Genomic DNA, 17,582 nt, shown 5'->3' with positions numbered 1-17,582 from the left:
CAATCGAGCGGGGCGAAAAGGGAACCTCGGCGCCGAAAAAAATTACCTGGCGGCCGGTTCCTGCCGCGCTTCGACGACGACCCACCACGGCAGGACGCGCCGCACGCGGACGGGAAGGGTGGCTTCGAGCGCGGCCAGCACGCGGTCGGTGTCGCCGAGCTCGTAGGCACCGACCAGGCGCAGCTCGCCGATCTCGGGCGCGCAGCCGAGATAGCCGGGGCGGTGACGGGCGAGTTCGGCGATGAAGTCGGCCAGGCGGATGTTCTCCGCCAGCAGCAGGCCCTGGCTCCAGGCCTGGCGGGCGCTGTCGGCGTCGGCGGGCGGGGAGGCGCCGTGGCGGCTCATCCGGCTTTGCTGGCCGGCGTGCACGATCAGGGCCGGTGCGCTGGCTGCTTTCGGCTGCAGTTCGACCGCGCCCTCGAACACCGTGACCTGGGTTGCCGCATCCTGCTGCAGTACGCTGAAGCGGGTGCCGAGGGCGCGCATCCGGCCGTGGGTGGTGTGGACGACGAAGGGGCGCGGCGGCTGGTGGAGGTCGAGCGCGGTCTGGATCAGGATTTCACCGGCGTGGAGGTGGATGCGGCGCAGGCTGCCGCTGTAATCGACGTCGATGGCGCTGGCGGAGTTGAGCCAGATGCCGCCGCCGTCCGCCAGCATGACCTGGCGCCGTTCGCCGGTGGCGGTCTTGTATTCCGCGTTCCAGGTGGCCCAGGGGGTGTGGCGCACGGCGGCCCAGCCCAAGGTACCGGTGCCGCACAGCAGAAGCAGCATCTTGGCGGCTCGCCGGCGCGTCAATTGCCGCTCGGAGGCCGTGTCGAGGGCGCAGCGTGCGCCGGCCTTGTCGGCCGTGGGGAGATGGCTGAAGGCGCCGCAGATGTTCTCGACCTGCTGCCAGGCAGCCTGGTGGCGGGCATCGGCGTCCCGCCATGCTTGCCAGGCCTGGCGCTGGGCGGGGCTGACGGCAGGTGCGCCGAGAACGGCGAACCATTCGGCGGCTTGCTGCAGTACCTCGAAGTCGGAAGCATCCGGCGGATTGCCGCTGCTCCCGGCCGCCGGGCTCATGGTGCCAGCCCCGACTGCAGGCAATGAAGCATGGCCTGCGCCATGTACTTCTTCACCATGCGTTCGGAAACGCCCAGCTGCCCGGCAATTTCGACGTAGCTCAGGCCGTCGAGCCGTGCCATCAGGAAGGCGCTGCGGGCCTTGGGGTTGAGGCGATCGAGCAGGGCGTCGAGCTCGCACAGGGCTTCGACCAGCAGGGCACGCTCTTCCGGCGAGGGTGCAAGCGGCTCGGGCCGGCTGGCGAGCGTTTCCAGCCAGGCCCGTTCGATCTCCTGGCGGCGCCACAGATTGACCACCAGCCCATGGGCGACCGTCGCCAGGTAGGCGCGCGGCTGGCGCAGGGTTTCGACCGGCGTGCCGCGGCGCTCCTGGCTGAGCAGCCGCAGGAAGGTGTCCTGGGCCAGGTCCGCCGCGTGGTTCGAGCAGCCCAGCTTCCTGCGCAACCAGGCGTGCAGCCAGCCGTGATGCTCGGTGTACAGCTTGGCAACGGGGTGGGCTGGGGCGACAGGCACGGCGTGCTCCGGTGGGCGAAGACCCTTGCTCGGTGCGAACGAGCACAGAAGGGTGTTGTTAATCCTTCTTATTTTCATTTGCTGGAGACGGGGCCGTCAATCGCGCCTGCCATACGCATCGAGGCATTCCTTTTCTAGTGTACTTGTAACAATAAGTAAGAAATGTCCGTTTTTTGCCGCCTCAAACGACATACCAGATGAGAGCGCAGAAGACGGCGAAAAGAGTCGCCTTCGAGCCCGCCGCGCGAATCCAGGGCGTTCATGCCCCTTCCTTTTTCTCACCATTACCGATGCACAGACAATTTCTCTTCCCACGCGGGTGTGCCCGCCATGCCTGGAGACAGGCATGAAAGAGCATCTCCGCCAGTCGATGGCCTGGTTGCACACCTGGGTCGGCCTCGTGGCCGGCTGGTTGCTGTTTTTCGTTTTCGTCACCGGCACCGCCGGCTACTTCCAGTACGAGATCACCCGCTGGATGGAGCCGGAGCGCACCATGCAGCTGGACAATCCGGGCGAGGGCGTCGCGACCGGACACATGCTCGAACTCGCGCTGCAGCGCCTGGAGCAGGTGGCGCCGGTGGCCGCGAGCTGGCGCATCACCCTGCCGCACGAGGCGATGGCGCCGCGCGAGTGGCGCGGCCTCGAAATCCGCTGGGAAGAGATGCCCTTGCCGGGCCATGAGTGGGGCGCGAGCGGCAGCGAAAAGCTCGATCCGGCCTCCGGCGCGCTGCTGCCCGCCGGCCCGGAGCCGCGCGAAACCGCGGGCGGCCGCGGCCTGTACCGGATGCATTACGCGCTGCACTACATGTCCTACGACTGGGCCATCCGCATTGTCGGCATCGCCACGATGCTGATGCTGCTGGCGATCGTCAGCGGCGTGATCACGCACAAGAAGATCTTCAAGGATTTCTTCACCTTCCGCCCCGGCAAGGGCCAGCGCAGCTGGCTGGATGCGCACAATGCGGTGAGCGTGATGGCGCTGCCTTTCTTCCTGATGATCACCTACAGCGGGCTGGTGTTCTTCCTGTTCACCTACATGCCGGCCGGCCGGGACGTGCTGTATGGCACCGGCCCGGCGGAGCAGTCGGCGTATTACGACGAGCTTTTCGAGCGCGGCGAACACAAGCATGAGCCGATCGGCAAGCCGGCGGTGGCGCTGGCGCCGCTGGTCGCGCAGGCCGAGGCGGAATGGGGGGCGGGCCGGGTGGCTTCGGTGACCATCGAGCGCCACGAAGGCGAGCCGCCCGAAATCCTCGTCGCGCAGGTTCCCGGCGGCAGCCTGGATTTCTGGAATCCGGCCACCTTGCGTTTCCATGCCGGGACGGGCGAGCGGCTGGAGCCGGAACCCCGCCCCGGCGGCAGCGCCGGATTGACCCAGAGCGTGATGTTCAACCTGCACGAAGGCCTGTTTGCCGATATCTGGGGCCGCTGGCTGTATTTCGTGGCCGGCCTGCTGGGCTGCGCCATGATCGGCACCGGGCTGGTGCTGTGGAGCGTCAAGCGGCGCAGGCATCACCTGGGCAGCGGCCGCGAAGGTGCCGAGCACTTCGGCGTGCGGCTGGTCGAGGCGCTCAACGTCGCCACCATTGCCGGCCTGCCGCTGGCGGTGGCGGCCTACTTCTGGGCGAACCGCCTGCTGCCGGTCGACATCGCGGATCGGGCGGCCTGGGAGTTTCACTCCCTGTTCGCGGTGTGGCTGGGCACCTTGTTCTATGCCCGGGCGCGGCCGCTTGCCCGCGCCTGGGTCGAACTGCTGTGGGGCGCCTGCGCAGCCTATGCGCTGGTGCCGGTGATCAATGCGCTGACGTCGGATCGCCACCTCGGCCAGACTCTGCCGTCCGGCGATTGGGTGCTGGCGGGCTTCGATCTGACGATGTGGGCGCTGGCGGCGATGTTTGCCTATACGGCGATCAAGGTGCGGCGCCGCCTGGCCCCGGCGGGCCAGGCCGTGCAGGCTGCGGCGGGCGCCATGCCGAGGAAGGGAGTGGCATGAAAAAGGAAAGCACCTTGACGCCGGCCTATTGCTGGTCGGTGGCCTCCCGCGTGGCTGCCGCCGCGCTGGGCGGCTACGCGCTCACTTCCGCGGCCACCGTGCTGATGTCGCTGCTGTGGCCGGCGCCGCGGGCGCAGGGCGTGCTGTGGGCGACGATGATCAGCTTCACCGTTTACACCGTGGCGGTGATCTGGGCTTTCCACACGCGTAGCGCAGCCCGTGCCTGGACAGGCATGGTTTTCGGCACGCTGCTGCTGTCCGGAATCTCCTGGCTGCTCTGGCTCGCAGAGCGGGGAGGTGGCGCATGAACGCCGTATGGAGCTTGAGCGGGATGCATCTGGGCATCCTGCTGCTGAGCGGACTGGGCTTCTTCGCGCTGGCTTTCGCCACGGAACGGCATGGCAGGCACCTGCTGGGGCGCCCGCCTGCACCGAACTGGCAGCGCACGGCGCGGGTGCTGGGCTGGCTGCTGCTGGTGGTCGCACTGGTGTTGGGCATTGCTGAGCTGGGCAGCGGTGTGGGCATCACGCTGTGGCTGGGCTGGCTGAGCGTGGCGGCGCTGGCGCTGGTGTTCGCCTTCCCCAAGTGGCCCTGGCAGCCGAAGCCACGTGAGCACGCCGGGCGCGGCAGGGCGAAACTCGAGCCGACAGAGGCGGATGTCGTTGCCGAGCCTCGTATCCGCCGCTGGATCGCCGCCGGCTTGCTGGTCGCCACGGTCGCCGTGTTCTCGGCCGGCCTCGCCGGTGAGGAAGTCCAGTTGCTCAAGCGCACCGATGCGATCCAGGGCGAAGTGGGGCCGTGGCAGTTCACCTTTGCCGAGGCCCATCGCGACGTGCCGGAGGTGATGGAGATGGACGTGCCGATGAAGGAGTTCCGCCTGCGCTTCTGCGAGGCCTGCGACGACGACATCCAGCGCGTCTACCTGAAGGTGAACAAGCCGCGCTCGGAGCGCGCGACCGGCATGGCTTTCATGGGGCAGCGCTGGGAGCGGCGGGTGGAGATTCCGCTGCCGTCGACGACACGGGCGGACAGCGAACTGTGGCTCACCGTGGTGGGCAAGGACGGCAGCGTCCACCAGACCATGATGCGCATGGACCGGGCCTCTCCCGCCACCGTGGCGTGGTTCGACGAACAGCGGAGCAGACATGCAAGGCACTGAACACCGTATCCCCCGCTGGCTGCTGGCCCTCGGCCTGGCGCTGGGCTGCGCGGGAGCTGCTGCCCATGAGCCGGTGGCGCGCTGCTTCCTGCTCGACGAGGGCAGCGTGCGTTGCCGGGGCGCGACCAACGATGGCGACGAGATGCCGGATTCGCGCATGGAAGTCATCGCCGTGGATGGCGGCACGCTGCTCGAAGGCAAGCTGGGGGCGAATTCCACGTGGACATTCAAGAAGCCTGAACAGCCTTTCTACGTGCTGTTCGACATCGGCCCCGGCTTGCAGGTCACGGTCGAACAGGAAGAGATCACCGTACCGCCGCCCGGCCGCGTGCCGCGCTGGATGCGTACGCAGTAAAAACAGGAGGCAGGAGAGCCCATGCAGCAGTCCCGTTCGCCCAAACACAAGGTTCTTCGCCGGATCGGCGTGTGCTTTGCCATCGCCGCCGGTGCGCTTGCCGCCTCGCTCGCCCACGCGGACTATCTCTGGCTGCAATCCGAAGGCGGCCGGACCACGGTCTATGCGGGCGAACTGCACAAGCCGCTCGGCAGGCTGCCTGTGTTGCAGGACACCAAGGTAGTGCTTGCCGAGGGCAGGAGTGCCGCCTACGAGCAGGCGGCCGACCATTTCAGCCTTCCCGAGGCTGGCGCGGGCGATGTGCGCTTCGCCGCGACGCGCCCCGGGCCGGACGGCGTGCTGACCTACTACCAGGCCCGCTTCGGCCGCACGGAAACCCAGGCCGTCAACGATCTGGAACTCGTGCCCACCGAGCCGGGCGGCAACACCTTCCGCCTGATGTTCAAGGGCCGTCCGGTGGCAGCCAGCCAGGTGAACGTGGATACCAGCGAAGGCTGGTACCGCGTGCTCACGCCGGCCAAGGACGGCACGGTGAGCTTCACGCCTGCCTTCCCGGGACTGTACGTGCTGGAAGTCACCGCCCGGGTTAACAACGGCAGCGTGACGGTCGACGGCAGGAAGTACGACGACGTGCGCCACACGGCCACGCTCAGCTTCGAAGTTCCCCGCTGATGTCCGCCGGCCCCGCACTGGCGGGATCTGCGGCCGGGACATGGGAGGCGCCGTGACCGGCTGCTCAGGCCGAACGCGGATCGCCCACGCTGCCGAGCGCCAGTATCCGCCGCGCCAGCGCATCGATGCCGGCTGGACTCAGGTCATCGGTTTCCAGCCGCGGCGCATCGCCGAAGCCGGCGTAGTTGCCGTGCTGCGAGCGGCGGTAGAGCGGGTCGTAGTGCAGGTCGATGAGTTCGCCGAACAGCTCGGGCAGGGCGCGGGCTTCGGCCAGCGCATGCCAGTGCTCGATGGTCCTGCGGCTCTGCAACTGGGTCAGGCGGTCGATGTTGGCCCGCAGGCGGGCGATGTCGTCGCCGAGGTAGGCGTAGTCGCGCACCAGGAATTCCAGCCGCGCCCCGCGGCTGGTCTCGATGGCGATACAGGGCGCGCGGCGCATCGCGAGGATCAGTGGTTCGGGCACGAAGACTGCGCCGATCTTGCGGCTTTCGGCTTCGACGTGCACCGGGCGTGCCAGGTCGAGCGCCGCCATCCTGGCCCATAACCGAGTCTCGAAGTGCTTCTGCGCGGGCTGCGGCCGGCCGGGCAGGGCGCCGAGCACCGAACCCTTGTGGGCAGCGAGCTCTTCCAGATCCAGCGTCTGGGCGCCGGCGCGCGCCAGCGCTTCCAGCACCCGCGTCTTGGCGCTGCCGGTGGGGCCGCAGACGACCCGCCAGCGCAGCGCAGAGGCGTAGTGTTCGATCTCGGAAATAACGTGGTGGCGAAAGGCCTTGTAGCCGCCTTCCAGTTGATGGGCGTCCCAGCCCACCATGCGCAGCCAGGTCGTGAATGAGCCGCTGCGCTGTCCGCCGCGCCAGCAATACACCAGTGGCCGCCATTTTTTCGGCTTGTCCTGGAGATGGCCCTGGAGATGGCGGGCGATGTTTTCTGCGACCAGCGCACCGCCCAGCCGGCGGGCCTCGAAGGGGGATTGCCTGTACAAGGTGCCGACAGCGATGCGCTGTTCGTTGTCCAGCACCGGCAGGTTGACTGCGCCGGGAATGCGGTCCTCGGCGAACTCCGCCGGGCTGCGGGCATCGATGATCTCGTCAAAGCCGGATAGCTGTGCTACGGTCGTGACGCCTTTTCTCATGTTTTCGCAGGCACGTTTCCAATCCTCCCCGCGCGCCCGCTGCTCCTCTTTCCGGATATGAACGAAATCAAACTCACGCAATTTTCCCACGGCGGCGGCTGCGGCTGCAAAATCGCGCCCGGAGTGCTGACCGAACTGCTCGCGGCGATGCCGGCCGGCCTGGTGCCGGCCGAACTGCTGGTGGGCACCGATACTTCGGACGACGCCGCGGTGTATCGGCTGAACGAGCGCCAGGCCGTCGTCGCCACCACCGATTTCTTCACCCCGATCGTCGATGATCCACGCGACTTCGGCCGCATCGCCGCCACCAACGCGCTGTCCGACGTCTATGCGATGGGCGGCACGCCGATCTTCGCGCTGGCCGTCGTCGGCATGCCGCTCGACAAGCTGCCGCGCGAAGTCATCGGCGAGATCCTGCAGGGCGGAGCGGAGGTATGCCGCGAGGCCGGCATCCCGATCGCCGGCGGCCATTCGATCGACGTGCTGGAGCCGATCTACGGCCTCGTCGGCCTGGGTGTGGTCGATCCGGCCAAGGTCAAGACCAATGCCGGCGCGCGCGATGGCGACGTGCTGGTGCTGTCCAAGCCGCTCGGCATCGGCATCCTGTCGGCAGGGCTGAAGAAGGGGCTGCTGTCGCCGCAGGGCTATCGGCAGATGGTTCGCTGGACGACCACGCTGAACCGCGCCGGCACCGCGCTTGCCGAGCTGGACGGCGTGCATGCCGTCACCGACGTCACCGGCTTCGGCCTGGCCGGCCATCTGCTGGAAATGTGCCGCGGCGGCAAGCTGGGCGCGGAAGTGCGCATCGACGCGCTGCCGCTCATCGACGAAGCCGCGGCCCTGGTCAGGGACGGCATCGCCACCGGCGCCTCGACGCGCAACTGGGCCAGCTACGGCAGCGGTGTGCGCTTGCCGGAGAACGCGCCGGAATGGCAGCAAAAGCTCGTCACCGACCCGCAGACTTCGGGCGGCCTGCTGATCGCCTGCGACGAGAGCGCGCTGGACGCGGTGCAGGCCGCGATCGCCGGCGCGCAGGGCGAGCCCGGCACGGTGATCGGGCGGATGGTGGCGGGTGAAGCGATCGTGACGGTGGTCTGAGGCTGCGCTAGCGCTTGCCCAGCATCGGCTCCAGGCCGTTCCACACCGTATCCAGCACCAGCGGCTGCGCGTCGGCCGTGGGATGGATGCCGTCGGCGAGGAAACGCTCGGGCTGGTCGGCGAAGCCTTCCATCAGGAAGGGAACGAGTGGCACCTGCTGGGTTTTGGCGACTTCGTCGAAAGCCTGGGCAAACCGGCGGGTGTAGGCGGGACCATAATTCGGCGGCATCTGCATGCCGATCAGCAGCACCCGGGCACCGGCTTCGCGGGATGCGGCGATCATCGCTTCGAGGTTCTCGGCCAGCAGTTGCGGCTTCAGGCCGCGCAGGCCGTCGTTGGCGCCGAGTTCGAGGATGACGATGTCGGGCTTGTGGCGTTCGAGCGCGGCCGGCAGGCGCGAGCGGCCGCCGGCCGAAGTCTCGCCGGATACGCTGGCATTGACGACGGTATGGCGGAACCCTTTTTCCTCCAGGCGCGTCTGCAACAAGGTGGGCCAGGCTTCACCGGGTTTCAGGCCGTAGCCGGCGGACAGGCTGTCGCCCCACACCAGGATCGTCGCCGCCTGGGCGGCACTCATGAACAGCAGCATGACAAAGAAGGTAGCGATGGATCGCAGCGGCATTGAAATCTCCATTCCGGTCATCGAAGTCGAGCGCTTGTCGAAGCGCGTGAAGGTGGCCGACGACGAGGGTGATCTGCACATTCTGCAGGATGTCGGCTTCGCTGTCGGCGCGGGCGAGTCGGTCGCCATCGTCGGCGCGTCGGGTTCGGGCAAATCGACGCTGCTGGGATTGCTCGCCGGGCTGGACGTTCCATCGGACGGTTCGGTCAGGCTGCAGGGCACGGACTTCTTCGCCCTCGACGAGGATGCGCGCGCGGCGCTGCGCGGCGAGGCCATCGGTTTCGTGTTCCAGTCCTTCCAGTTGCTGCCGGCGCTGACCGCGCTGGAGAACGTGATGCTGCCGCTGGAACTGGCCGGGATGCCGCAGGCGCGCGAAGTGGCCACGCAATGGCTGCAGCGCGTCGGCCTGGAAAGCAGGCTGCGCCACTATCCCAAGCACCTGTCCGGCGGCGAGCAGCAGCGCGTCGCGCTGGCGCGGGCTTTCGCCCCCGATCCGCGCCTGCTGCTGGCCGACGAGCCGACCGGCAACCTCGACGCCGAAACCGGCCGCGCCGTCATCGAACTGATGTTCGCGCTCAACCGCGAAGCCGGTACCACGCTGATCCTCGTCACCCACGACGAGTCGCTCGCCCGCCGCTGCGGGCGCGTGCTGCGGATGACGGCGGGGCGGTTGCGCGAGGAAGCGGCCAGCGCTGCGCTGGCCGCAGGCTGAAGCGCCTCAGCCGAAGAGGTCGAGCACCCCGTCCAGCCCGCTGTGCTCGATGCAGCAGTCCGCCACCTGGCGCAGTGCCGGCTTGGGGTGGAAAGCGACGCCGAAGCCGGCGGCTTTCAGCATCGGGATGTCGTTGGCGCCGTCGCCGGCCGCGATCACCTGCCGCGGCTCCAGGCCGAGCGCATCGCGGAGGCGCAGCAGATGGTGCGCCTTGGCCTCGCCGTCGACGATCCCGCCCACCACGCGGCCGGTCAGGCGGCCGCCGGCCACTTCGAGCTCGTTGGCATGGGCATGGTCGAAGCCCAGGCGCTGCTTCAGGCGTTCGGTGAAGTAGGTGAAGCCGCCGGATACCAGCATCGTCCGGATGCCGGCGCGCTGCAGGCCCTTCATCAGCCGTTCGGCGCCGGGGTTCAGTTGCAGGCGATGGACGTAAACCTCTTCTAGCGCGCTTTCGGGCAAGCCGGCCAGCAGCGACACGCGGCGGGTCAGCGACTCGCGGAAATCGATCTCGCCCTGCATCGCCGCTTCGGTGATCTCGGCGACCTGGGCTTTCAGGCCCTGCATGTCGGCAATCTCGTCGATGCATTCGATGTTGATCAGCGTCGAATCCATGTCGGTGACGAACAGGCCGAAGTCGCGCAACTGGCGGCCGTCGGGCAGCCAGGCATGGTCCAGGCCGCCCGCGGCGCAGGTCTTCGCCAGGTCGGGATGGGCCTGGGCGGCGACCAGACGGAACGAGCGTGGCGTGATCTGCTCGATCTCGCGCGCGCCCGTCAGCTTGGCGACGTTCTTCAGCGCAATGCTGTCGACGTCCTCGGCCAGCACGACGAGATTCATGCGCATGCTCCGCGCCTGCCCACGACTTCGCGCAGCATCGCCGCCGCATTGCGGATCATCTCCTCGGTGGTGTCCCAGCCCACGCAGGCGTCGGTCACCGAGCAGCCGTACTTGAGCTGCGACAGGTCGGCGGGAATCGGCTGGTTGCCGGCCTCGATGTTGCTTTCGACCATCAGGCCGACCACCGACTCGTTGCCTTCGCGGATCTGGTGCATCACGTCCTTCATCACCAGCGGCTGGTATTCGGGCTTCTTCCAGGAGTTCGCGTGCGAGCAGTCGACGACGATGTTCTGCGGCAGCTTGGCCTTGGCCAGCGCCTGTTCGGCCAGCGACACCGACACCGTGTCGTAGTTCGGCCGCCCGCCGCCGCCGCGCAGCACGACGTGGCCGTAGCGGTTGCCGCGGGTGCGGGTGATCGCCGACTTGCCGTGGCTGTTGATGCCGAGGAAGCTGTGCGGGCTGGCCGCCGAGATGATCGCGTTGATCGCCACGTCGAGGTCGCCGTCGGTGGCGTTCTTGAAGCCGACCGGCGTCGACAGGCCCGAGGCCATCTCGCGGTGGGTCTGCGATTCGGAGGTCCGGGCGCCGATCGCCGTCCACGAGATCAGGTCGCCGTAGTACTGCGGCGCGATCGGGTCGAGCGCCTCGGTGGCGGTCGGCAGGCCGGTCTCGCAGACGTCGAGCAGGAACTTGCGCGCACGCTCCATGCCGACGTCGATGCGGAAGGAGTCGTCCATGAAGGGATCGTTGATGAAGCCCTTCCAGCCGGTCGAGGTGCGCGGCTTCTCGAAATACACCCGCATCACCAGCAGCAGCACGTCCGACACCTCGTCGGCGAGCTTCTTCAGCCGGCGCGCATAGTCGAGCCCGGCCACCGGGTCGTGGATCGAACACGGCCCCACGACGACGAAGACGCGCGGATCCTTGCGGTCGAGGATGTCCATCAGCGCTCTGCGTCCGGCCACGACCGAAGCGGCGGCTTGCTCGGTGAGCGGTACGCTGGCCTTGATCTCCTCCGGCGAGGGCATGTGATCGAAGGCGGCGATGTTGAGGTTTTCGGTCAGGGCGGCGGGCATTGCTGAGACTCCGGTGTACGGCTGGGACGGAAAACCACAAATTCTAACTCCCGGATGTGGCTGCTGTACGATCCTTGCAACACTGCCGGCGGGCTTCCAGCCAAAGAAAACAGGAGCCGGCGGCGGCAAGTGGATATATAATGAGAAGCGTTATCATCTTGATGGCCTGATACAGTCCTATCATGGGTATGACCGAGGCTGGCGCGCCCGCGCAGGATGTCGCAACGCTCTACCACGACAATCATCGCTGGCTGAGTGCGTGGCTGCGCGCCAGGATGGGCAACAAGGCCGATGCCGACGACCTGGCCCAGGACACTTTCATCCGCGTGCTGTGCGCACATGCCAATGTGCAGATGGCGCTGCGCGAACCACGGGCCTACCTCGCCACCGTCGCCGGACGGCTGATGGCCAACTTCTACCGCCGCCAGTCGATCGAACGCGCTTATCTCGAAGTGCTGGCGACGCTGCCGCAGGACGAAATCCCTTCGCTCGAAACCCAGGCGCTGATGAAGGAAGCGCTGCTGGAAATCGACCAGATGCTCGATGGCCTGGGCATCAAGGTCAAGCAGGCCTTCCTGCTCGCCCAGTTCGAGGAAATGCCGTATGCGCAGATCGCCGAACGCCTCGGCGTGTCGCTGCGCACCGTCAAGAACTACGTGGCGCGCGCGATGGTGCATTGCTGCGAGATGATGCCTTGAATACCAAAGCCATCTCGCGCAGCGCTCCCGCATGCCGGCGTGAAAGCGGGGCAGGGTGTGAATAAGTCCTCCAGCTCCATCGAAGAAGCCGCCTTCTGGTATGCCTGCCTGCAGGCGGAAGACGCCACCGAACAGGATCGCCGCCGCTGGCAGGGCTGGCTCGACGCCTGTCCGTCCAACCGCCAGGCATGGGCGCGGATCCAGGAGGTCCGCAGCCTGTTCGACAAGGTCCCGGGCAGGCTTGCCTCGCCGGTGCTGGCGCAAAAGACTTCGCGGCGCGCGGTGCTGCGCAGCGCGGTGGTGCTGGTTTGTGCCGGACTGGCGGGCGCCGGGACCTGGCGCCAGTTGTCCTCGCCCGAGCTGCATGCCGGCCTGCGCACCGGCACCGGCGAGCGCAGCCGGCACGTGCTGGCCGACGGCTCGCTGCTGTACCTGAACACCGGCAGCGCCGTGGACCTGGCCTTCGGCCCCAGCGAGCGCGGCATCCTGTTGCGTGCGGGCGAAATCCTCGTCGAGACGCGGCCCGACAAGCTCCCCGGCGCCGCGCGCCCCTTCGTCGTGCATACCCCGCATGGCAGGGTGCGGGCCCTGGGCACGCGCTTCGTGGTCAGGCTGCATGGCGACCATTCCAGCGTGCAGGTGCTGCAGGACGCGGTCGAAGTGCGTCCACTGCTGTCGATGGCGCAGCCCGTCCGCCTGTCCGAAGGGCAGGAGATCGTCTTCGACAGCCACAGTGCCGGCGCACCGCACATGCAGCCGGCAGGGGCGGGCGACTGGCGGGAGGGGCGGCTCAGTGTCGTGAACATGCCGCTGCCGGACTTCATTGCCGAACTCTCGCGCCACCGCAAGGGCTACCTGGGCTTCGATTCCGGACTTGCCCCGCTGCGCGTATCCGGCGTGTTCCCGCTGGACGACACCGACGAGGCGCTCGCCATGCTGGCCGATGCCTTCCCCGTCCGGGTGCGAAGCTTCACGCGCTATTACGCAACCGTGCTGCCCGCTTCAAAACCCTGACGCAACTGCGCAGGTCTCCCGGACCATTTTGCAGCGCAGGCCGGCCGGGTTCGCGGTCTCATCCCGGCACCGTCGCCGGGCCGTAGAAAATTCCGCTCGAATCATCGATGCCTTCGGGTGCACTTTCGGTGCAGCTCGCGTGTCCTTTCAGTTGTAATAGTTCTCATTAACTTCACTCATTCACTGGAATCGAGATGCCCGGAGTCGCCCAAGTCCGCAAACACCACCCTTCGTCCCGCCGCTTCTCCAGCCATGGACGGCGAAACCTCCGCCTCAATGCCACGCTGCTGTGCATCCTGGCGGCCTTCCTGGCCCCGGAGTCCAGCCAGGCGCAAACCGCCGGCACGACTCAGCAACAGGGTGTGCGCAGCTACGACATCGGCCCCGGGCCGCTCGCCGAGGTGCTCAACCGCTTCGCGCGCGAGGCGGGCGTGCTGTTGTCCTTCGATGCCCAGGCGCTGCAGGGGCGGCATTCCAGCGGCGTGCAGGGCAGCCATGCAGTGGGCGAGGGCTTCCGCCAGTTGCTTGCCGGCAGCGGCCTGCAGGCCGTCGCCACCGGAGCGAACCGCTACATGCTGCGCCCGCTGCTGCCCGACATTGCCGGTGAAGACGACCCCGCCCGCAATGCGACCGAGATGAAAAGCGTTCTGGTGACGGGCGAACGGACCAAGGACGAGGTGGGGCATGACAACGTGTATGAGAAGGACATCTCCAACCTGTACGTCGACCGCAAGTACATGGACCGCTACAAGGGCGTGTCCACCGGCGACGTGTTCGCGGGTACCAACGGCGTGTACAACATCGACAACCGCAACGGCTCGGCGCTGTCGCCAATCATCCGCGGCTTTTCGGGCAACGGCCGCATTCCGATCACGGTGGATGGCACGGTGCAGACGCTGGATGTGTGGCAGGCGGTGCATGGCATCAGCAACCGCAGCTACGTCGACCCCAACCTGTTCCGCAGCATCGAGGTCGAGAAAGGGCCGTCGATGACGCGCGGCATCAAGAGCGGCGTCGGTGGCTCGGTCAACATCCGCACCATCGATGCGACGGACATCATCGAACCCGGCAAGAGCTGGGGGCTGGAAATCAAGGCCGGCACCGCCAACAACTCGCGCGAGCCATCGTTCAATGCACACAGCTACGAAGGCCGGGATTACCGCGACATCGAAGGCGCGGCAAGCGGTAGTACCCTGTTCGGCACGCCGGGCGTGGGGTTTTATCGGTCGCCGACGCGGCCGCGCGAAAAAGGCGGCTCCAGCTTCAACGGCGATGCCTACAACGTTTTCCTGGCTGGCGGCTACCAACACGAAGCGTTCGACGTCATGGCCGCCTACAGCGACCAGAAACGCGGCAACTACTACGCCGGCAAAAAAGGCGCGGACAAGTACATCGACAACACCGCGCGCGACCAGCTTGGCGTGCACAACACCCGCAACATGTATCCGGACATCGGCAAGGTTTTCCCCGCCGGCTACGAAGTGCCCTATACCAGCAGCCATACCGAAAGCTATCTGCTGAAGTCGAATTGGAAAATCGACCAGGACCAGAAGCTGAGCTTCGGCTACACCCGCAACAAGCTTCAGTTCGGCGAACTGCCGGTGCCCGTGGTGGACTATTTCGTTAACCAAGCCGCCGGTGACGACTGGCGGGGCATCGACGGCGCCAACACTCACCTCGAATACCCCAACCCCGACACCACGGTCAAACAGGACATCTGGCGTCTCGGCTACGAACTCAAGCCTGCGGGCTCGCGCCTGCTCGACCTCGAAGCCAACCTGTGGCGCACCGACAGCAGGAGCAGCCGCTACCAGACCGGCGACTACGCCTACGGCGTGACTGATCGCGACATGGCCTGGGACCAGCACGTGCAATGCAACTACGACCAGAGCCTGCTGGAAGTCAGGGAGAGCATGCCCTGGTATTACGAGATGTACTGCCCCGGCATTTCCCCCGGAGGGCCGGCCCCCGAGCGCCAACCCAACACCGACGGCCGCTACAACCTGAAGATCGGCAACCGCATCGACAGCCACGCGGTGCGCACCGGCTTCGACCTCAGCAACCGCTTCCGCCTGAGCGAGCGCCTGAGCCTGACCACCGCCATCGACTACCAGTATGAGGAAGTGCGCGACAACAAGCCGGTGAAGGACGTGGCCGTCATCCTCAACGGCTCGCTGGCCCAGGCCTACGGGCCGGCCTCGGGCCGGCGCAGCGAATACGGCGTCAGCAGCAACCTGGAATGGCAGGCTACCGACCGTCTGCAACTGAGTGCCGGCGTACGCTACGGCGGCTACTGGGGCTTCGACGACGAAACCGCCAGGCAGCGCGCCGCCAAAACCGAAGAATGGCGCGTGCGCAACGAAGCGGTAGCGCAAAATCCGCAGATGATGCGCTTGATGAACGCTGACGAGTTGGCGATGTACTCCGACGTTGGCAGGTATGAGGAATGGGAAGCCTACAAGGCCGCCAACAACATGACCGGAGCTATACAGTGGGGCGCCGACAACGACGGGAACAATAACGGCCTCCTGTACGCAGGCATCAATACCCCCATCCCACTGAACAACGGCAAGGCCGACCGCAGCCAGAACCCGTTCCACAACGGCAGCATCGACATAAAGGAAACCGTCACCAACCCCACGGGAATGGAAGGGAGTGATTCCTCCGCCATTATCGTTCCCGGCATCTATAAAAAATACATAGCTATTAGTAACGTTCAGGACTCCTACGCCTACAAGAGCGATACCGATCCCTGGAAGCGCCCGGAAACGCAGAAAGCCACGGCCTGGAGCACGCAACTGGCGGCCTCCTACCTGCTGACCGAGCGTTCCCGCGTCTACGTCCGCTATGCCAGCATGGCGCGTTTCGCCAGCCTGCTCGAAACCGCCAACCGGCTGGGTTTCGGCGACATGGAATTCGCCGACATGAAGCTGCGGCCGGAGCGCAACAAGGCCTGGGAGATCGGCTACCACCACGATCTGAGCGGCCTGCTGTTCGACTTGCAGCGCGCCGACGTGAAGCTGGCCTGGTACCGCAACACCATCCACGACTACTACGACCGCAGCATCGCGCTGACCACCATTCAGTTCGACCGCAAGATCAGCAGCGGCATCGAACTGCAGGGTCGTTTCGACACCGGACGTTTCTACGGCAACCTGGGCGCAACCTACCGCCTCAAGCAGGAGATGTGCGACAAGGACTATGCCGTCCAGCTCGACCCGCACTACAACCGCGTGCCCGAGTGCATGGACGGCGGCTTGATCGGCACCCTGAGCTACTCGACGCTGCAACCCAAGTATTCGGTGAACCTCGACCTCGGCACGCGTCTGCTGGAGCACAAGCTGGACCTCGGCATGCGCGTTCGCCACCACAGCAAGGCCGAAAACGATTCCATGGATCGAATGCTGGCCCGGCACCAGAGCGGCGGCTTCAGCGCCCATGGCTACGACTACCCCATCGTCGGCCTGAATGGCAACAACCGCCCCTATTTCTGGGATCCGGTCACGCTGCTCGACCTGTATGCCGAATACCGCATCACCCGCGACGCCACCGTGCGCCTGTCGGTCGACAATCTGACCAACCGTTACTACATGGACCCGCTGACCCGCCTGACTGCGCCAGCGCCCGGCCGCACCGCCATGCTCGACCTGAATGTGCGCTTCTGACACTTCGACCGGATTTGAAGGCTTTTTGCTGGTTTTTCTGGAAAAACCAGTGTGTTCGTCAACCAACCTACAAGGACTTTTCTCGATGAAAAAGCAAATGATTGCCGCAGCCGTCCTGGCCGTGATTGGTACGTCGGCCGCTTGGGCCGCCCCCGCAGGCGGTTCATCGACTCCAGGCAATGTCCAACCCGGGACCTCGGACTTTCCCAACCTGCCGATTGCACCCAATGGCTACGCCGGCCTCGCCATGAAGCGCAATGATGGTGTTCTGTCCAAGACCATCCCGCTGCGCGCGCCCGTGAATCTCGCCATCGGCGCAGCCACGGCCAATACCAACGGCACCTACATTGCCGGCATTCCGATCCTGATGCCCAACATCGCGCAAGTGTGGCGTACCAACACCAGCTACAACGCGACGGCGGAAACCTTCAGCCTGCGCCAACTGAGCTATCCGACGGCAGCCAATTGGCCGCATTTCGGCGGCCTGGTGATCGGGCGTGTGGCCGGCACCGGCGACACCAACGGCGTATATTTCGGCGAATGGTCGCCGGCGCGTACCGGCGGCGCGCTGCCTGCGCCCAGCACCGACCTGAACATGGGCAGCAGCGGCCGCACGGTCTGGTACGTGGGCGACAACCCGACGACCAGCATGCCGACGCTGGCCAATGTGACCTACAACGTGGTGGGCATCCGCGGCGTGGGCACCAGCGCTGGCAACCAGCCGTATGCGCCTGCGCTGTACACCGGCGCGCTGGTGGCGAACTATGCTGGCGGTAGCGGCACGATCACCGGTTCCATTGTGCGTGGCAGCGACAGCGTGAACTTCGCCGGCACCAGCATTGCTGCCGCCGGCACGTTCAGCAACGGCAGCACCATCCAGGGCCGCTTCTACAACAACGCCAATGCCCTGGCCGGCATCTACACGGGTGGCGGAGCCGGCGGCAACGTCGCTTTCGGTGGCAGACGGTGAGGCGT

At 66.5% G+C, this 17,582-nt stretch carries 17 protein-coding genes; 11 read left to right on the top strand and 6 right to left on the bottom strand.

Features of this window, described 5'->3' with window-relative positions; translation table 11 throughout:
* Positions 1-42 precede the first annotated feature (42 nt).
* Positions 43-1,062, bottom strand: a complete 1,020-nt coding sequence (locus NX068_RS02445) for a FecR domain-containing protein (protein ID WP_263459700.1) — start codon at positions 1,060-1,062, stop codon at positions 43-45.
* Complete coding sequence (locus NX068_RS02440; RefSeq protein ID WP_263459699.1) at positions 1,059-1,574, bottom strand: sigma-70 family RNA polymerase sigma factor; 516 nt, start codon at positions 1,572-1,574, stop codon at positions 1,059-1,061. The genes NX068_RS02445 and NX068_RS02440 overlap by 4 nt, the downstream gene beginning before the upstream one ends.
* A 346-nt stretch (positions 1,575-1,920) precedes the next feature.
* Here NX068_RS02440 and NX068_RS02435 point away from each other — a divergent pair, with 346 nt between their 5' ends.
* From NX068_RS02435 to NX068_RS02415, 5 genes are read left to right on the top strand one after another with little or no spacing between them, the layout of a single operon-like run.
* Entirely contained in the window at positions 1,921-3,567 is a 1,647-nt protein-coding gene (locus NX068_RS02435) for a PepSY-associated TM helix domain-containing protein (protein ID WP_263459698.1), read from the top strand.
* A complete protein-coding gene (locus NX068_RS02430) occupies positions 3,564-3,875 on the top strand; it encodes a DUF3649 domain-containing protein (protein ID WP_263459697.1) in 312 nt (103 codons plus the stop codon). The genes NX068_RS02435 and NX068_RS02430 overlap by 4 nt, the downstream gene beginning before the upstream one ends.
* Positions 3,872-4,726, top strand: a complete 855-nt coding sequence (locus tag NX068_RS02425) for a DUF3325 family protein (protein WP_263459696.1) — start codon at positions 3,872-3,874, stop codon at positions 4,724-4,726. Before NX068_RS02430 ends, NX068_RS02425 begins: the two co-directional genes overlap by 4 nt.
* Positions 4,713-5,081, top strand: a complete 369-nt coding sequence (locus NX068_RS02420) for a RodZ domain-containing protein (RefSeq protein WP_263459695.1) — start codon at positions 4,713-4,715, stop codon at positions 5,079-5,081. Before NX068_RS02425 ends, NX068_RS02420 begins: the two co-directional genes overlap by 14 nt.
* A 21-nt stretch (positions 5,082-5,102) precedes the next feature.
* A complete protein-coding gene (locus NX068_RS02415; protein WP_263459694.1) occupies positions 5,103-5,753 on the top strand; it encodes a DUF4198 domain-containing protein in 651 nt (216 codons plus the stop codon).
* Between the two features lie 64 nt (positions 5,754-5,817).
* Here the strand turns inward: NX068_RS02415 and mnmH are convergent, their stop codons facing one another.
* A complete protein-coding gene (mnmH, locus tag NX068_RS02410) occupies positions 5,818-6,885 on the bottom strand; it encodes a tRNA 2-selenouridine(34) synthase MnmH (RefSeq protein ID WP_263459693.1) in 1,068 nt (355 codons plus the stop codon).
* Between the two features lie 57 nt (positions 6,886-6,942).
* Between mnmH and selD the strand changes: the two genes are divergently transcribed.
* Positions 6,943-7,983 carry a selenide, water dikinase SelD gene (selD, locus tag NX068_RS02405; RefSeq protein WP_263459692.1) on the top strand — a complete coding sequence of 347 codons (1,041 nt, stop codon included), beginning with the start codon at positions 6,943-6,945 and terminating at the stop codon, positions 7,981-7,983.
* A gap of 7 nt (positions 7,984-7,990) precedes the next feature.
* Here selD and NX068_RS02400 read toward each other — a convergent pair whose 3' ends face one another.
* Entirely contained in the window at positions 7,991-8,605 is a 615-nt protein-coding gene (locus tag NX068_RS02400; protein WP_263459691.1) for an arylesterase, read from the bottom strand.
* Between NX068_RS02400 and NX068_RS02395 the strand changes: the two genes are divergently transcribed.
* The gene (locus NX068_RS02395; protein ID WP_263459729.1) at positions 8,589-9,317 is read left to right on the top strand and encodes an ABC transporter ATP-binding protein; all 729 of its coding nucleotides are present in this window, start codon (positions 8,589-8,591) and stop codon (positions 9,315-9,317) included. The genes NX068_RS02400 and NX068_RS02395 overlap by 17 nt on opposite strands.
* A gap of 6 nt (positions 9,318-9,323) precedes the next feature.
* On the opposite strand, the gene serB is transcribed toward NX068_RS02395, so the two are convergent.
* Together serB and NX068_RS02385 are read right to left on the bottom strand one after the other, a co-directional pair.
* The gene (gene serB, locus NX068_RS02390; RefSeq protein WP_263459728.1) at positions 9,324-10,154 is read right to left on the bottom strand and encodes a phosphoserine phosphatase SerB; all 831 of its coding nucleotides are present in this window, start codon (positions 10,152-10,154) and stop codon (positions 9,324-9,326) included.
* Complete coding sequence (locus NX068_RS02385) at positions 10,151-11,230, bottom strand: 3-deoxy-7-phosphoheptulonate synthase (protein ID WP_263459690.1); 1,080 nt, start codon at positions 11,228-11,230, stop codon at positions 10,151-10,153. Before NX068_RS02385 ends, serB begins: the two co-directional genes overlap by 4 nt.
* Before the next feature lie 182 nt (positions 11,231-11,412).
* Here NX068_RS02385 and NX068_RS02380 point away from each other — a divergent pair, with 182 nt between their 5' ends.
* The 4 genes from NX068_RS02380 to NX068_RS02365 all read left to right on the top strand — a co-directional run bounded on the left by NX068_RS02380 (position 11,413) and on the right by NX068_RS02365 (position 17,577).
* Entirely contained in the window at positions 11,413-11,928 is a 516-nt protein-coding gene (locus tag NX068_RS02380; RefSeq protein WP_263459689.1) for a sigma-70 family RNA polymerase sigma factor, read from the top strand.
* A 57-nt stretch (positions 11,929-11,985) separates the two neighbouring features.
* On the top strand, positions 11,986-12,942 hold the full coding sequence (locus NX068_RS02375; RefSeq protein ID WP_263459688.1) for a FecR domain-containing protein: 957 nt from the start codon (positions 11,986-11,988) through the stop codon (positions 12,940-12,942).
* A gap of 194 nt (positions 12,943-13,136) precedes the next feature.
* Positions 13,137-16,607 carry a TonB-dependent receptor gene (locus NX068_RS02370; protein WP_263459687.1) on the top strand — a complete coding sequence of 1,157 codons (3,471 nt, stop codon included), beginning with the start codon at positions 13,137-13,139 and terminating at the stop codon, positions 16,605-16,607.
* Positions 16,594-17,577: a HupA family protein gene (locus tag NX068_RS02365; protein ID WP_263459686.1), complete on the top strand. Its 984-nt coding sequence runs from the start codon at positions 16,594-16,596 to the stop codon at positions 17,575-17,577. Before NX068_RS02370 ends, NX068_RS02365 begins: the two co-directional genes overlap by 14 nt.
* Positions 17,578-17,582 lie beyond the last annotated feature (5 nt).

Origin of the sequence: Thauera carbonicopians, from assembly GCF_025699485.1 — a bacterium.
In the GTDB taxonomy this organism is placed as follows: domain Bacteria; phylum Pseudomonadota; class Gammaproteobacteria; order Burkholderiales; family Rhodocyclaceae; genus Thauera.
This window is presented reverse-complemented; position numbering and strand designations above follow the sequence as displayed.

What these genes read in the sequence shown, in the direction of transcription:
- NX068_RS02445 (WP_263459700.1), bottom strand. Translation starts at nt 1,062, where the DNA reads ATGAGCCCGGCGGCCGGGAGCAGCGGCAATCCGCCGGATGCTTCCGAC.
- NX068_RS02435 (WP_263459698.1), top strand. Translation starts at nt 1,921, where the DNA reads ATGAAAGAGCATCTCCGCCAGTCGATGGCCTGGTTGCACACCTGGGTC.
- NX068_RS02430 (WP_263459697.1), top strand. Translation starts at nt 3,564, where the DNA reads ATGAAAAAGGAAAGCACCTTGACGCCGGCCTATTGCTGGTCGGTGGCC.
- NX068_RS02425 (WP_263459696.1), top strand. Translation starts at nt 3,872, where the DNA reads ATGAACGCCGTATGGAGCTTGAGCGGGATGCATCTGGGCATCCTGCTG.
- NX068_RS02420 (WP_263459695.1), top strand. Translation starts at nt 4,713, where the DNA reads ATGCAAGGCACTGAACACCGTATCCCCCGCTGGCTGCTGGCCCTCGGC.
- NX068_RS02415 (WP_263459694.1), top strand. Translation starts at nt 5,103, where the DNA reads ATGCAGCAGTCCCGTTCGCCCAAACACAAGGTTCTTCGCCGGATCGGC.
- mnmH (WP_263459693.1), bottom strand. Translation starts at nt 6,885, where the DNA reads ATGAGAAAAGGCGTCACGACCGTAGCACAGCTATCCGGCTTTGACGAG.
- selD (WP_263459692.1), top strand. Translation starts at nt 6,943, where the DNA reads ATGAACGAAATCAAACTCACGCAATTTTCCCACGGCGGCGGCTGCGGC.
- NX068_RS02395 (WP_263459729.1), top strand. Translation starts at nt 8,589, where the DNA reads ATGGATCGCAGCGGCATTGAAATCTCCATTCCGGTCATCGAAGTCGAG.
- NX068_RS02400 (WP_263459691.1), bottom strand. Translation starts at nt 8,605, where the DNA reads ATGCCGCTGCGATCCATCGCTACCTTCTTTGTCATGCTGCTGTTCATG.
- serB (WP_263459728.1), bottom strand. Translation starts at nt 10,154, where the DNA reads ATGAATCTCGTCGTGCTGGCCGAGGACGTCGACAGCATTGCGCTGAAG.
- NX068_RS02385 (WP_263459690.1), bottom strand. Translation starts at nt 11,230, where the DNA reads ATGCCCGCCGCCCTGACCGAAAACCTCAACATCGCCGCCTTCGATCAC.
- NX068_RS02380 (WP_263459689.1), top strand. Translation starts at nt 11,413, where the DNA reads ATGGGTATGACCGAGGCTGGCGCGCCCGCGCAGGATGTCGCAACGCTC.
- NX068_RS02370 (WP_263459687.1), top strand. Translation starts at nt 13,137, where the DNA reads ATGCCCGGAGTCGCCCAAGTCCGCAAACACCACCCTTCGTCCCGCCGC.
- NX068_RS02365 (WP_263459686.1), top strand. Translation starts at nt 16,594, where the DNA reads ATGTGCGCTTCTGACACTTCGACCGGATTTGAAGGCTTTTTGCTGGTT.